Source organism: Caballeronia sp. RCC_10, from assembly GCF_041360715.1.
GTDB classification, from domain to species: domain Bacteria; phylum Pseudomonadota; class Gammaproteobacteria; order Burkholderiales; family Burkholderiaceae; genus Caballeronia; species Caballeronia grimmiae.
Map to the genome: position 1 here is coordinate 97,306 of NZ_JBFUPT010000007.1, position 15,163 is coordinate 112,468.

8 protein-coding genes are annotated in these 15,163 nt (G+C 65.6%); all 8 read right to left on the minus strand.

From position 1 onward, the window contains the following. Positions 1-239 precede the first annotated feature (239 nt). Complete coding sequence (gene pbpC / locus AB6804_RS15135; RefSeq protein WP_370887113.1) at positions 240-2,501, minus strand: penicillin-binding protein 1C; 2,262 nt, start codon at positions 2,499-2,501, stop codon at positions 240-242. Further along, complete coding sequence (locus AB6804_RS15140; RefSeq protein WP_370887114.1) at positions 2,464-8,487, minus strand: MG2 domain-containing protein; 6,024 nt, start codon at positions 8,485-8,487, stop codon at positions 2,464-2,466. The genes pbpC and AB6804_RS15140 overlap by 38 nt, the downstream gene beginning before the upstream one ends. 98 nt (positions 8,488-8,585) lie before the next feature. Then, positions 8,586-9,947, minus strand: a complete 1,362-nt coding sequence (locus AB6804_RS15145) for an MATE family efflux transporter (RefSeq protein ID WP_370887237.1) — start codon at positions 9,945-9,947, stop codon at positions 8,586-8,588. Between the two features lie 45 nt (positions 9,948-9,992). After that, the gene (locus AB6804_RS15150; RefSeq protein WP_370887115.1) at positions 9,993-11,756 is read right to left on the minus strand and encodes an ArnT family glycosyltransferase; all 1,764 of its coding nucleotides are present in this window, start codon (positions 11,754-11,756) and stop codon (positions 9,993-9,995) included. Positions 11,757-11,964: 208 nt separating this feature from the next. Next, positions 11,965-12,219: a type B 50S ribosomal protein L31 gene (locus tag AB6804_RS15155; protein ID WP_244794596.1), complete on the minus strand. Its 255-nt coding sequence runs from the start codon at positions 12,217-12,219 to the stop codon at positions 11,965-11,967. A 127-nt stretch (positions 12,220-12,346) separates the two neighbouring features. Then, positions 12,347-13,183, minus strand: coding sequence for a zinc-dependent peptidase (locus tag AB6804_RS15160; RefSeq protein WP_370887116.1), 837 nt, complete (start codon positions 13,181-13,183; stop codon positions 12,347-12,349). Positions 13,184-13,290: 107 nt separating this feature from the next. Continuing rightward, positions 13,291-14,556: a transcription termination factor Rho gene (gene rho / locus AB6804_RS15165; RefSeq protein ID WP_035968253.1), complete on the minus strand. Its 1,266-nt coding sequence runs from the start codon at positions 14,554-14,556 to the stop codon at positions 13,291-13,293. Positions 14,557-14,797: 241 nt separating this feature from the next. Further along, on the minus strand, positions 14,798-15,124 hold the full coding sequence (gene trxA, locus AB6804_RS15170) for a thioredoxin TrxA (RefSeq protein WP_008349330.1): 327 nt from the start codon (positions 15,122-15,124) through the stop codon (positions 14,798-14,800). Between the last annotated feature and the right edge of the window lie 39 nt (positions 15,125-15,163).

Sequence of the window (15,163 nt, forward strand, 5' to 3'; positions counted from 1 at the left end):
ATCGAAACAGTGGATTGGAAACGCTCAGGCACGTACCGCCGAAGGAATCAGGCGGGCAACGCCGTCAAGCATAGGACAATTTCCCGCCCTGAGCGGGGACCGTGGGCATTTTGCATGACCCGGCAGGATGCGCCGCGTTTGCGCACAATCTTTAACGTCGGAGAGATAAGAAGCCTGCGGCGAAGCAATCGCCGGCGAGAGAACTTTCGCGATGCCAATGTTCGCGTGATCCAGGCAACCTATTTTGATGCCGGCCGGGCTGTCTTTGCAAACGCACCGCGCACTTCGAAGCCGACCTTGTCGACCGTGTCGCCGCGCGCATCGACGAGTTCGAGCACATGCCGGCCGGGCCACGGTAGCCAGGCGGCGCGGGCATCGTGACCGAACGGCTTGCCATCGAGCCGCCAGACAAGACGGCCGCCGCCCGTGCGTTCGAACCACACGCGCTGGCGCGCGGGCGGAATGTCTGGATCGAGCGCGAAAATGGTGCCGTCGGTCGGTGCGCCGATTTTCGCGGCCTTCGCATCGAGGCGCACGGTGCGGGTTGCCGCCGCAGCCGTCGCCGTCAGGCCGATCCGGTCCATCTGCGTGCCGCGCACGAACCATTCGTCGCGCGCCGGCTCGATATTGTCCTGATACGCGACGCGCGTCTTCACGACGCCCGGCGGCGCATCGGGCGCGCGGCTGCCTGTACGCCGATGCAGATAGTTGACGAGCGCATTCCACGCGGGCGCTGCGCCCGTCACGCCGGAGACGTCCCACATCGGCGCGCCGTCCGCGTTGCCGACCCACACGCCCACCGTATAGCGCGAGGTGAACCCGACCGTCCAGTTGTCGCGCATGTCCTTGCTGGTGCCGGTCTTGACCGCGCTGAACGTGCGGGTAGCGAGCACGCTGTCGAAGCCGAACGTGCGGGTGCGCGCGTTGTTGTCGGCGAGCATGTCGGTGACGATGAAGCTCGCCTCCGGGCTGAACGCGCGCGTTCCGGCAGGCGCCGCCGGATGGTCCGCCAGATCGAAAACCGGCCGCGCGATGCCCCCGTTCGCCAGCGCCCGATACGCATTCGTAAGCGACGCGAGCGTCACATCGGCGCTGCCGAGCGCGAGGCTGAAGCCGTAGTAATCGCCCGCTTGCGACAGCGGCAGGCCCAGCGCGACGAGCGTCTTCGCAAAGCGATGCGGCGTCACCAGCACGAGCGCCCGCACGGCCGGCACGTTCAGCGACGAGCCGAGCGCCGTGCGCACGCTCACCCAGCCCTTGAAGTCGTGATCGTAGTTCTGCGGGATATAGAGGCCGCCGCCCGTCGCGAGATCGAGCGGGGCGTCGTTGAGCAGCGTGGCGGCGGTCAGGCGCTTTTCGTCGATCGCCTGGGCGTACAGAAAAGGCTTGAGCGTCGAGCCGGCCTGACGTTGCGCGAGCACGGCATCGACCTCGGGTGCGTTCGACAAGCCGCCCGCCGATCCGACCCACGCGAGCACATCGCCCGAAGCATTGTCGATGACGATCGCCGCCGCGTCATGCACGTTGCGCGGATGCGCGCGCGCGTTCAGCTCGGCCAGCGTGCGGGCGAGCGTGTCGCGGGCGAAGCGCTGAAGCCGCGCATCGAGCGTCGAACGCACGCGCGCGCCGGCTGCGGGATGCACTTCACCCGCGATGCGCCGCGCGAGATGCGGCGCGAGCGCATCGCCGCCGCGCGCGTACGACGGCGCTGAGGCCGTGCGCGTGAGCGTCAGTTGCGCGTAGCTGTCGAGATTGACGCAGGGATCGGCGGCCTTCTGTTTGCCGTCTGCGTGCAAGGACTGCATGTCGCGCAGGATGAGGCACGCGCGAGCCGCGACTTTCGCATACGGCGCATTCGGCGCGCGCACGAGCGCGGCGGCCAGCGCGGCTTCGCGCTCGTCGAGGCCCGACGGCGCCTTGTCGAAGAGTGTCTGCGACAGCGCCGACAGCCCGATGATCTCGCCGCGAAACGGCACGAGGTTCAGATACGCTTCGAGGATCTGATCCTTGCGCCACGTGCGCTCGAGCCACAACGCGCTGACCGTCTGCTGCGCTTTTTCCGCGAGCGACCGCCGCCCGGACGGCTTCCTGCCTTCATCGCCGATAAGACCGGTCAGCTGCATCGTCATCGTCGATGCGCCGCGCGTGCGCGTGTTCCACAAGTTGCCCCACGCGGCGGCGGCGGCCCCGCGCCAGTCGACGCCCGCGTGCTCGTAGAATCGTTTGTCCTCCGAAACGACGATCGCTTCGCGCAGCGCCGGCGACATCTCCGCAAGCGCGATCCAGTCGCCGCGCCGCGCGCTCTTGTCGATGCGCGTGCGTTGCAGCGTTTCGCCGTCGCGGTCGAGCAGCAGCCAGTCGGAGCTGCGCCAGTTCGCGCGCACCTCGTCGAAGCCCGGCGCGGCGTGAGCGGCCGCGCAGAGTGCCATCGCGATGACGAAGCAGGCGGCGCGCTTCACGATGTCACTTTGCCGCGAGCGGCTTGACGACCATCGGCGCATTCGGCAAAGCACCGAAAGTCGACGGAGCGTAGAGCGCTTCGACGCGCGTCGGCGGCAGGCCGAACGTGCCGGCGTTGTTGAGCCGCATCGTGTATTCGACCTTCAGCCCGCCCTTCGGCAGATAGTCGTAATACGCGCGATAGCCGTCGAAACTGCGCTCGATGAACGTCGCCCACGCCGCGCCGTCCTGCTTCTCGCCGCGCGTCGCCGCTTCGGAATCGCGGCCGAGCCCGGAGCCGAGGATGGTCGCGCCGGCCGGAATCGGATCGTTGACGACGACCCAGGTCATGTCGCTTTGCGCGTCGATCTCGAGCCGCACGCGCACGATGTCGCCACGCGAGAGCACACCTTTGACCGCCGGCTCGACGGGCGTCACCGTCTTCGTGACGCGATAGCCGGCCGCGAGCGGCGCCTTCAGCGCAACTGCCGCAAGGCTTTCGATGGTCGCCCACGGCTTGCCCGTGCCGTTTTGCGTCAGCGTGAGCGAGCCGGTCGACCACGGCAGCATCGTGTTGCGCGTGTTGGCGGTCTTCGTGACCGGCGTGGCCGATACCGTCGACGCCATCGCCGCCGGCGCGGCTGCATCCCAGTTCACGTCACGCACCGACGAGCCGAGCGCGAGCGCCGTGCTGCCCGTCACCGGCGTGCTCTCGAACAGGCGCGAGAAGCGGCCGACCGCGAGCGATCCCCACAGATTGGCCGTGGTCGTCTGCCATGCGCCGTGCTGCTGCATCGCGAGCAGGCCCGCGACGAGACGCGGCATCTCCTCCTTCCAGCCGGGCGCATCGGCGAAGAGCAGGGCAGTGCGCGCGGCGTTCGTCTCGACGCTCGTCATGAGCCACCAGAGGTCATCGTCGTGCTCGGTGGAGAAGCCGAGGCGCGTGCCTTGATACGTGAGCCGCGCACGAATGATCTGCTCGGCCTGCGCGCGCTTCTCTTCGCGATTCGGAATGCCATCGACGCGCGACAGAATCGCGTAATAGTCGAGCACCGCCGATGTCGGCCACTGGTTCGGCGCAACCGTGATCGAGCCGAGCATGCGAGGCTGCGCAAGACCGTAGCGCGAGAGCGCTTCGATGGCCGCGAGCTTCTCGAAGTCGAGATCGTTGCGCGGCGCCCAGAACTTGCGTTCGACCTTGCCTTCGACGAAGTTCGCGAGGCCCGCCGTCAGCCGGTCGCGCAGATCGGCGGGCAGCGCGAAGCGGCGGTCCGCCTTCGCGGCTTCGTCCGTCACGGCGAGCAGATACGCACTCAGCGCCGGGCTGCCGCTCGCGCGCTGATCGTCGAACGGCGGGAAGTAATTCGCGAGGCCGTCACCATCGAGATAAGCCGGCATGCGCGTGAGCACGCCTTGCCATTGCGCGGCGTCCATCAAGCCGAGTGCGCGCGAGGTCTGCTGTTCGAGGCAGTTGTACGGATACCGCTCGAACCAGCGGCGCACGCCCGGCAAGCCGTCCGCGAGCTTTGGTTGCAGCGATACCGCGACGCCGCCGCGCACCGCGCCATCGGCGGATTTAGTCGCATCGGCGGGCGGCGCGACGGGCAGCGCGAGCGTGCCATCGACCTGTGCGATGGTCGCCTGCTGCACCGTCACCGGAATCGCTGCCACGACGCGCTGCGTGAGTTTCACGGCGTCGGTGGCCTTGCCCGTGCCTTGCTCGCTGGCGCTCACGTCCCAGACGAGGCTGGCGGAAGCATTCGCGCCGAGCACATCCGGCGTGGTTACATCCCAGGCCACTTCCTGCGACGATCCCGCCGCCAGTTCGACGGTCCGCGCATCGAGCGCGAGCGGACCGGCGTGCGGCGAAAGCACGACGCGCATCGTGCGGGACGTCGCGTTGCGCACCGTGAACTGGGCGCGGAACGCGTCGCCGACGCGCACGAGCGGCGGCAATCCGGAGATGAGCTGCAGGTCCTGCGACGTCTGGATCGATGCGCTGCCCGTGCCGAAACGCCCCGCGCCGACAGCCGCGATCGCGACGATCCTGAAGCGCGTGAGCGCGTCGTTCAGCGGGACATCGACGGATGCTTCGCCGTTGGCATCGAGCGTGACGCGCGGATTCCACAGGAGCAGGGTATCGAAGAGTTCGCGGGTCGCGCCGTGTCCGCCGCCACCGCCCGCGGGCACCGCCTTGCGCCCGAAGTGACGCCGCCCGACGATTTCCATTTGTGCGGTCGCCGTTTCCACGCCGTATGCGCGCTGTTGCAGCATCGCGTCGAGCACGTCCCAGCTTTGGTTGGGCATGAGTTCGAGCAAGGCTTCGTCGACGGCGGCGACGGCGATCTGCGTGCCGGCCGGCGCGGGTTTGCCATCGGGCAGGGCGGCCTTCACCTTCACATGCGCCGTCGTGCGCACCGAATACGACTTCGCGTCCGGACTCACGCTGACCGCGAGCTTGTGCGACGCCGTGCCGACCTTGATCGACGCAAGCCCGTAACGGAACGCGGGCTTCGACAGATCGACGAGCGGCGTCGGCGCCTGATACTGGCGCCCTTCGTACCAGAACGCACGCGCCCATTCGACCGGCGCTTTCCAGCCCCACGTGAAGAAGGAGTACCACGGCACCTCGCGCACGCGTCCGCGCAGCGCGAGCACCGACACGTACACGTTCGGCCCCCACGCGTCCTGCACCTTCAGTTCGATGGTCGGATCCTTGCCGTTCAGTTCGACGACGCGCGTTTCGACGATGCCCTCGCGCTCCACGGCGACGAGCGCCGTCGCCGCGCGAAACGGCATGCGCACCTGAAAGCGCGCGGTTTCGCCCGGCTCGTAGCTGGTTTTTTCCGGCAACACGTCGATGCGGTCCGTGTTCTCGCCGCCGAACCACAGTTCGTCCTCGCGCGTGACCCAGACCGACGTGCTCGCGTTGGCTTCGTGGCCGTCGCCGTCTTTCGCGACCGCGATCAGATCGACGTTGCCCGCCTGTTTCAGCTTCGCGTCGCAGGAGAGCAGGCCGTGATCGTCGCTCTTGCCGCTGCAGAGCGTGCCGAGGTCGCTGGTCTCGCTGTGGTTGTCGTAAGCATAGAAGCCGCCGACCATGCGCTTGCGCGAACTGGACATCACGCGCGCAATGCCTCTGATTTCGATCGATACCCCCGCACGCGGCTTGCCTTGCAGGTCGAGCGCGAGCGCCTGAACCGGCACGGTATCGCCGACCGACACCCAATGCCCGGCCTTTACGCCGACAGCGACAGCGGCGGGCCAGAGCGTCGCCGCGCCGCTGATAGTCTGAATCTCGCCGTTCGGGTCGGCAAAGGTGGCTTCGAGCGCGAGGCGCTTCGGCGCATCGACGGCGGGCAGCGGCATCACGGTCAGCTTGCCCGCGCCATCGCGATCGAGCGTCACGCGCACCTTGTCGGCGACCAGTTTCGTCGTCGAGTCGCCTTGCTGCTCTTCGCCGCCATCGCCTTCCTGATCCTCGGCGGGCGCGCTTGCGCCATCGTTCGCCGGCTTGCGATACGGCGAAAAGCTGAATTCTGCGAATTGCGAAGCGAAGGACGGGTACGCGTCGCGCACGAGCGCCGACACCTGCACCGGCAGATTCGACGCTGGCCCGCCTTGCACGTATTCGAGTCGCACCGAAACCGGCGCTTCCTTCGCGGCGACGAGTCCCGGCGATTTGCTGTCGCCGGCCGAAATGGAACCCTTGAAAACCGGCAGGCGGAATTCTTCGACGCGGAAGCTGCCCGTCGCGTACGACTCGCTGACCGGGCCGCCGTTGTCCTCGTCGTCCGTGCTGCTTGCGCCGGACTTGCCGTCGTCGAGCGATACGCTGTACTCGCCGAGCTTCGCCGCTGCGGGCACGTTGAACGTGGAATCCGCGCTATGGTCCGCGGCCCACGCGAGCGGCAGATGCCAGGTCTGCCCGCTGCCGATATGGCGGATGGTCACGCGCGTCGGATACTTCTTCGCGAACGCGAAGCCGCCGAGCGTCTCGACGCGCAGCAGATGCTTCATCGACACCGTTTCGCCCGCGCGCAGCAGCGTGCGGTCGAAGATCGTGTGGGCGCGTGCGGTGCGCGTGACGCTCATGTCCGTCGGCACGTTGAAGCGCCACGATTCGATGCCGCGATTCCAGTCCGATTGCACGAAGGCCATGTCGGGGCCGGTGACCGGATCGTTCACGCGCGCCGATACGAAGAAGCCGTCATAGGCCAGGCTCCGCTCGCCGCACTCGCGCGCCGCCGCGAGCGGCTTGTCGATCTTCGCGATGCCTAGCGCATCGGTGGTGGCGGTGGCGACCTGATCGCCGTTGCAGTCCGTCACGCGCACTTGCGCCTTCGGCACGGGCTTGCCCTTGTCGAGCGTCGTCACCCAGACGACGCTGCTTTCGCGCCCTTGCTTGAAATGCACGCCGAGGTTCGTGACGAGCACCGACGTGCGGACGAACATCGACTGTTGCTTGCCCAAGAGCGATGCGCCGAGCGCCGGCGACGCCAGTTCGACGACATAAAACCCGGGCTTCGCGAACGGAATGCCGACGACTTCGAACGGCCGCAGCGCCTTCGGATCGGCGGCGGGCAGCGTCAGCGTTTCGACGCCCGCGCGCTTGGTCAGGAGCGACAGCGAGCGAATGTCGATGGCCGGATCGCTGCTCACGATGCCATCCTGATTGCGCACGATGACCGGCGCGATGCCGTTATGCAACGCTTCGGGCATGCGCGCCTGGACGCTCGAGCGCGGCATCGTCATGCCGTTGAACACGTCGACGGTTCGCATCCATTGGCGGATGTCCGTGTCCGCATCGAGCTTGAGCTTGGTGATCCTGGAAGCGCCGGCATTGAGCCCTTGCACGTGCAGGTCCGCTTCGACGTGACGCAGCGTGACCGGCAGCATGGCGGGCATGTCCGGTTCGGCGAACCGCTCGATGATCCCGAATGATCCCGACGAGAATTTCGCGAGCGGCGGCATCCCGGCGGTGGCCGTCTTGAGCGGGAAGAAGTCCGCGTTGGCGAGCGCGCGGCCGCTTACGTCCTTCAGGTTCGACGGTGCTTCGATGGTCAGCGCGGCGCGCTCCGGCAGTGGCGCGGCGAACTCGACGGCGCTTACTTCGGCATCCTTGTCGTCCGGATTGAAGCGCGGGGCGACGCTGCCGTTCGGCCCGCGCAACACGAACTTCGCTGCGTCCGCGCGGCTGATCGGCGCGGTGAACGAGAGGCGGACCGGACTCAGCGGCGTGCACGGCGCGTTGGCGTTCTCGCGTTCGCACGTGAAGCCTGCCTTGAACGGTTCGCGCACGGTGTAGTCGAAGCGCTTCTCGACGTCGTTCGGGATGCCGCTCGGCCCAGTCACGCCTTGTCCGAAGACGAGCTGCATCTTCGACGCGGACGGCAGCCGTTGCTGGCACGCGAGCGTGAGCACGCGATCGCTTTCTTTCTGGTAGCGGAAATGTTCGAGAAGAGCTGTGCGGGTCGCGTCATCGGTCATGCGCACAGGGATGCGGTTGCCGAGCGCGCTCGATTCGCACCAGAGGTGATCGAGCACGGAGGCTTGCGTGGCCGGACCGTTCAGGCGCAGCACGAAGACCTGATCTTCTTCGATGTCGCCGCCACGCGGCTCGATGCGCGTCACGAACGGACCGCCGGTCTGGAAAGTGAAGTGACTCGGACCCGCAAGCGCGTTGCCTGCGGCGGACTTGATGCCCGCGTTGAGATCGACGGCGCAGCGCACGCCGGGCGGCAGATCGCTGTTGAAGTCGAAAGCCCACGTCTTCTGGTCGATCCAGCGCGCGCTGCCCGCCGTGGCAGCGGCCGGCGCGCCGTCACATGCGAGCTTCGCCGGGGCGGCGGCAGTGGGGCCGCCAAACGCGGTCATTGCTTCGTCGAACTTGACGACGACCTGCCTCACCTGGGCGACCTTGCCTTGCGGCGACACGCTGACGGCGCGCGCCGCATCGGCCCGATGATTCGCCACGCTCAACGCAAGCGCGGCGAGTACGGTGGTTGCGGCCAGGATCCATTTTTGTTTGCTGATAACGCGGCTCATCCACTCGCTCCGAGGGTTCCTCGACGCGCGATTCTACTGGACGCCTACGTCCTTCTTGCTGCCCGTGCGAAAGCGTTGACGCTTTGCGACGAATTGGCTCAGCGCAGGTCGACGGTGCTGATATGCCGGGTGCTCACGCGCCGCCAGTAGAGAAAGAGGCCGACGCCCGCCACGCCGAGACTCAGCGAATTGGCGATCCAGAAACCGCGTGCGCCTTGCAGCGAAGCGGGCACCGCGCCGCCGACGTCGAAGCCCAGCAGATAGCCGCCGCCGAGTCCGATGCCCCACAGCGCGATTGCATAGATGACGGTCGGCACGATCGTCACCTTGTACGCGCGCAGGATGAACGCCGTGGTGATCTGGAGCGCGTCGCAGAGGTGATAGAAGAAGATGATGAGCACGAGCGGCATCGCCGCGGCGATGACGTTTGGATCGGGCGTGTAGGCGCCGATCACGTGCGGCCGTGCGGCAAGCAGCGCGACGCCATACCCGAGCGCCAGGACGCAGGCCATGCCGATGCCGTGACGCGAGATCGACGCGGCATCGTCGAAGCGTTGCGCGCCGAGCGCCTGCGAGACCAGCGTGGACGATGCGATGCCGATCGACAGCGGCGTCATGTACAGCACCGCGCCGAGATTGCCCGCAATCTGATGACCGGCGAGCGTCGTCGTGCCGAAGCGCGAGATGAAGAGCGCCATGAACGTGTATGACGTCACTTCGATCAGGTACGAGAGGCCCATCGGAATGCCGAGCCGCAGGAGCGCGACCTGTCGCTTGAACACGGGCCACGTGAAGCGCGAGAAGATGCCGAATGGACGGAAGAATTCGAACTTCAGCAGCACCGTCATGCCGACGATCGCCAGCACCCAGTTGATGAGCGTGCTCGCGAGCGCGCAGCCCGGCCCGCCGAGCGCGGGCACGCCGAAGCCGCCGAAGATGAACCAGGTGTTGAGCGGAAACTTGAGCGCGAGTCCGCCGATCTGCAGAAACATTACGAGCCGCGGCTTGCCGACCGCGTTCGTCAGCGAGCTGTAGACGCGAAACGCGAGGCTCGCGGGCAAGCCGAACGACAGGATGCGCAGATAGTCGACCGTGCGGTCATGCAGCGCGGGCGGGGCTTTGGCGAGACTCAGCAGCGGCTCGGGAAAATAGAGCAGCACGAAACCGGCGACGGTCAGCACCGCCGCGAGCCACAGCGCCTGACGCGTCTCCTCGCCGATCTCGCTTTCGCGGCCCGCGCCGAAGAGTTGCCCGGCGATCGGCTGCAGCGCGACGAGAATGCCCGTGAGCCCGATGTAGACGGAGATATAGATCGACGAACCGAGGCCGAGCGCGGCGAGATCGGTGGCGGAGAAGCGGCCGACCATCGCGGTATCGATCACGCCGAACGCGATCACCGCGAGCTGGCCGATCAGCACGGGCCATGCAAGCGATGCGATCTTTCGCACATCGCTCCACATGCCGGTCGTGCCGGTACGAACGGGTGATATCGAGGTCATGTCCTTTTATTGCGGCCGGCGCAGGCTGCGCTTGCGCTCGGGTTTTGTCGGCGGTGGCACCGGACGCTGGATGCGCACATACAGTCGGAACCGCTCGTCGCGATCGGCGACGCGCCGGCCTTCCCAGACGAGCTTCCATTCGAACGTCGACATGGACGACGGATCGCCGAAGTCCGCGCGATCCTGACGCAGGATCACGTCGCAGTCTTCGTCGAATGCAAACTGCATGCCGCCGAAATAGGCGAACGTGGCGATCTGCGCGTCGCCCAGACGCGCCGGGGAGATGCAGGTGTAATCAGGCGGAAGATGCGATGCGATCTGCTCCGCGACGTCGCGATAGGTGCGGCTATAGTTGACCACCGGAAGCCACAATGTCATGAGCAGCACCCACATCAGCGTGGTGCCGGCGCTCGACAATACGACGCTGCGCCACAGCACCTTCGGATGACGCGTGAGACGCCAGCGCGCGAGCATGAACCAGCAGACCGTCACGGCGACCGCGCAGACGAACGAAATCAGCTTGAACTCGGGATGAAAGCCCGGCGCCAGACGCGCAAGATTGCGGGCCATCGGCGCGGGAAAGCCGAACATGCCGGCCGTCCACACGAGCCAGACCAGCGTGCCGATGATCGTGAAGCTCAGCATCGCGAACCAGTCGATCGCGTTGATCGCGCCGCGCTTGAGCGTGGGCAGCGCGAACGTCGCGAGCACCGAGAGCGGCGGCAGCAGCAGCATGAAGAGCCGGTTGGTTTCGTGCGCCTGCAGCACGACCAGCACCAGCAGCGGCCCGATGATCGACAAGGGCACCGCGACGTGCGGCGAGCGGCGCATGCCGCCCCAGCTCACGAACGCCCAGATCGCGAGCGGCCACGCGGGCCACGTGAAGAGCGGGAGGTTCTTGATCGCGTAGCCCAGTTCCAGCGACGGCGGCGCGGTGAAAGTATGAAAGCTGTTGCGCCACCATTGACGCAGCCACCATTCGCCGTCGTCGGGGAAGAAGTGCAGCGTCGGCAGCACCCAGGCGGCGATCAGCACGACCGCAACCGGCAAGCCGTAGATCAGCAGCGGCGCGGCGCGTACCTGACGCACGATGACGGTCATCGCGAGCGTGCAAAGCAGCAGCGCGAACACGAGCACCGGCGAGCTCGACAACCCGACGACGCCGATCGCCGCGCCCCACACGAGCGCGCCGTGGATCGGCTTGTCGAGGCTGCGCACGAGGCCGTAGATGAGCATCGCGGTGCCGGCGAACTGCGCGAGTTGCGGCGTGGTTTCGTGGCCGCGTTCCGCAAGACCGAAGCACGCGAGCAGGATGAGCAGCGCGCCATCGGCGAGCGTGCGGCCGTAGTCGCGCGGTTCTGGCTCGCCGCCGAAAGCGTATTTGAAGGGCTGGGCTTCGTCACGCCGGCCAAGCAGATAGGCCGAGTACCACACGAACGCGCACGCGAGACAGAACAGCAGCCCGGTGATGACGCGCGATGCGTTGCTCGCATCGACCCACGGACTCAGCACGCGAATGAACGTCGCGCCGAGCCAGTACATCAGCGGACCGTCGCCGGTGGCGGCTTTGCCGATCAGGTTCGGCAGGAGCCAGTCGCGGGCGTCGCCGTTGGCCATCGTCCACATGACGCCGAAGCCGGCCGCGTCTTCGTTCTTCCAGGGATCGCGGCCGAAGAGGCCGAACGACGCATAGGTGATGCAGATGGCGAGCAGCAGCCAGCGCGGCAGGGCGCTGGTGGCGGAGGCGGTCAGACGAACGACAGATCGCATGCGAGAAGCTTGGTGAAAAGACGGGCCTGAGAGATGTGCCGAAACGCAGCGTGGCTGGAGCATCCGGCATTGTAGTCGTGTCGCGGGTTGCAGCGTTCAATGCGGGACCCGGCTCCACGCTTGCGATGCAGCGGCGCGACGCACAAACCGCGCGCCGACAAAAAAGGGCAGCCGAAGCTGCCCTTTTTGCTGAAACCTAAAGCCCAACTTACTTCTTGGCGGAGAAGCGTGCGAACTTGTTGTTGAACTTCTCGACGCGGCCGGCCGTGTCCATGATCTTCTGCTGGCCGGTGTAGAACGGGTGCGATTCCGACGACACTTCGATCTTCGCGAGCGGGTACGTCTTGCCGTTGAATTCGGCGGTCTCGCGCGTCTGGATGGTCGAGCGGGTCACGAAACGGAAGTCGTTCGACATGTCGACGAACAGGACTTCGCGATAATTCGGGTGAATGCCTTCTTTCATGGTCTTTCCTGGTATCTGGCGGTAGCCAACCCGCCGCACCGTTTCACGGCGCTTTTCGCGAGTCACTTGCCTGGGGTCGAAAAACGGCGATTATGCCAGAAAATCAGCCGCTCGACACTTTTTGCGGTCACGCGGAGAAGCCGGCCAGCGCACCGACGTTCGCCGGATCCTGCCGGTAATACCGCGCAAGCAGCCGATAGAGCTCCGGGTACCCGGATTCGAATGCGTCCGGCGTGACGAAGAGCGCCTCGCTGCACACGGCGAAGAACTCCGACGGATGGTCCGCCGCATAAGGATCGATCAGCGATTCGCGCTCGAAACGGCTCCAGCGCCGCTGCGGCACGGCATCGACGCGGGCGCAGAACTGGTCGTAGGCGTTATCGAAGATGTCGGACCACGCGGCGTTGTCGAGCGGCGCGTGCCAGCGGCGAAAGAGCGGAGGATGCCCGTCGGCTTCGCCGTTGACCATGTCGATCTTGTGCGCGAACTCGTGGATGACGACGTTGTACGCGTCCGAGGCATCGGCCATCTGCGTGTCTTCCCACGACAGCACGACCGGCCCGCCTTCCCATGCTTCGCCGCTCGCGTCGTGCTCGATCTCGTGAACGACGCCGGCTTCGTCCTCCACCGTCTTCCTGATGACGAACTCGCCCGGATAAACAATCACGCCGACCCAGCCGCCATACAGATCGAGATCCAGATTGAGCACCGGCAGACAGGCTTGCGCGGCGATCGACACGATCATCTCGTCGGTCAGCTCGAGTCCATGCGCGGTCGAGAATTCCTTCTGCGCGATAAAGAGGCTCGTCGTCTCGCGCAGACGCTCGCGGTCGGCCGCGTTCAGGTGGCGGTAAAACGGGAACGCATCGAGCGTGCGTTGCCAGAGGGCGTCGTCGATAGCGTGTTTGCGCAGCGCGCGCTCGCGGCGTTGCGCGCCGAGCCAGCGGGTGAAAAGATTGGCCATCGGTCGTGCGGATCGTGAAGACAGATCGATTGTACGAAGGGCGGCACCCCGGCGAGCATAAAAAAACCGCCTGACGGTGCAGGCGGTTTTTTGTGTCGAGCAGGAGATCAACTCCCGCCGCGGCGCATCATGTCGAAGAACTCGGAGTTGCTCTTCGTCTGACGGATCTTGTCGAGCAGGAATTCCATCGCTTCGACTTCGTCCATGTCGTGAATGAACTTGCGCAGCACCCAGACCTTTTGCAGCAGGTCCGGCTTGATGAGCAGTTCTTCGCGGCGCGTGCCCGACTTGTTCAGGTTGATCGACGGATAAACACGCTTCTCCGCGAGGCGGCGTTCCAGGTGCACTTCCATGTTGCCGGTGCCCTTGAACTCTTCGTAGATCACGTCGTCCATGCGGCTGCCGGTTTCGATCAGCGCCGTGCCGATGATGGTCAGCGACCCGCCTTCCTCGATATTGCGCGCCGCGCCGAAGAACCGCTTCGGACGCTGCAGCGCGTTGGCATCGACACCGCCCGTCAGCACCTTGCCCGACGCCGGCACGACCGTGTTGTACGCACGCGCGAGACGCGTGATGGAGTCGAGCAGAATCACCACGTCGTGCTTCATTTCGACGAGGCGCTTCGCCTTCTCGATGACCATTTCGGCCACTTGCACGTGACGCGCGGCGGGTTCGTCGAACGTCGATGCGATGACTTCGCCGCGCACCGAACGCTGCATTTCCGTGACTTCTTCCGGACGCTCGTCGATGAGCAGCACGAACAGGATCACGTCGGGATGATTCGCCTTCACCGCATGCGCGATGTGCTGCAGCATCACGGTCTTGCCCGACTTCGGCGACGCCACCAGCAGGCCGCGCTGGCCCTTGCCGATGGGCGAGATCATGTCGATGATCCGGCCCGTGACGTTTTCTTCGCCGCGCATTTCGCGTTCGAGCGGCAGCGGCTTGTTCGGATGCAGCGGCGTGAGGTTCTCGAACATGATCTTGTGTTTCGAGGCCTCGGGCGGCTGCCCGTTGACTTTGTCGACCTTGACCAGCGCGAAATAACGTTCGCCGTCTTTCGGCGTGCGGACTTCGCCTTCGATCGTGTCGCCGGTATGCAGATTGAAGCGGCGGATCTGCGACGGGCTGATATAGATATCGTCCGTACTCGCGAGATAGGAAGTCTCGGGCGAGCGCAGGAAACCGAAGCCGTCCGGCAGCACTTCGAGCGTGCCGTCGCCGAAAATCGTGTCGCCAGCCTTGGCGCGCTTTTTAAGAATCGCGAACATCAATTCCTGCTTGCGCAGGCGGTTCGCGTTTTCGATCTCGAGGCCATTGGCCATCTCGATCAGTGCAGACACGTGCTGAGACTTGAGCTCGGATAAATGCATACGGATTTCCCGCCAGGGAGAAGAGGTGCGACAGAAAGATGGGAGAAGAGGTGAGCGGAACCGCTCTAGGACTTAATACTTCTTGAAGTCTTGTAATTCTAGCATAGCACACGCCTTGCAGGCCTCGGATAGGCCGGGGGCGGGGCTTTTCAGCCGATGTTGTCGCGCGACAACATCGGCCCGGGCGCGTTCTTCATGGCGCTGCCGCCGGGATAAACGAGGCAGACGCCCGGCGACGCTTTTACAGGTTGCTGTCGAGGAATGCGGTGAGCTGCGACTTGGACAGCGCGCCGACCTTTTGCGCGGCGACCGCGCCGTTCTTGAAGAGGATCAGCGTGGGAATGCCGCGCACGCCGAACTTCACCGGCGTCGACTGATGCTCGTCGACATTGATCTTCGCGATCTGCAGACGATCGCCGTAATCCTTCGCAACTTCGTCGAGGATCGGGGCAATCATCTTGCACGGACCGCACCACTCGGCCCAGAAGTCGAGCAGGACAGGTTTATCCGACTTGACGACGTCCTGTTCGAAAGAAGCGTCGCTGATGTGCTTGATTGATTCGCTCATTATCTGAATACCTCAATTGATTCGAGGCCGCGTTGGAAT

Bases quoted from the DNA above. Each gene is read 5' to 3' on its own strand.
- pbpC (WP_370887113.1), bottom strand. From the start codon at position 2,501: ATGCGCCGATGGTCGTCAAGCCGCTCGCGGCAAAGTGACATCGTGAAG.
- AB6804_RS15140 (WP_370887114.1), bottom strand. From the start codon at position 8,487: ATGAGCCGCGTTATCAGCAAACAAAAATGGATCCTGGCCGCAACCACC.
- AB6804_RS15145 (WP_370887237.1), bottom strand. From the start codon at position 9,947: ATGTGGAGCGATGTGCGAAAGATCGCATCGCTTGCATGGCCCGTGCTG.
- AB6804_RS15150 (WP_370887115.1), bottom strand. From the start codon at position 11,756: ATGCGATCTGTCGTTCGTCTGACCGCCTCCGCCACCAGCGCCCTGCCG.
- AB6804_RS15155 (WP_244794596.1), bottom strand. From the start codon at position 12,219: ATGAAAGAAGGCATTCACCCGAATTATCGCGAAGTCCTGTTCGTCGAC.
- AB6804_RS15160 (WP_370887116.1), bottom strand. From the start codon at position 13,183: ATGGCCAATCTTTTCACCCGCTGGCTCGGCGCGCAACGCCGCGAGCGC.
- rho (WP_035968253.1), bottom strand. From the start codon at position 14,556: ATGCATTTATCCGAGCTCAAGTCTCAGCACGTGTCTGCACTGATCGAG.
- trxA (WP_008349330.1), bottom strand. From the start codon at position 15,124: ATGAGCGAATCAATCAAGCACATCAGCGACGCTTCTTTCGAACAGGAC.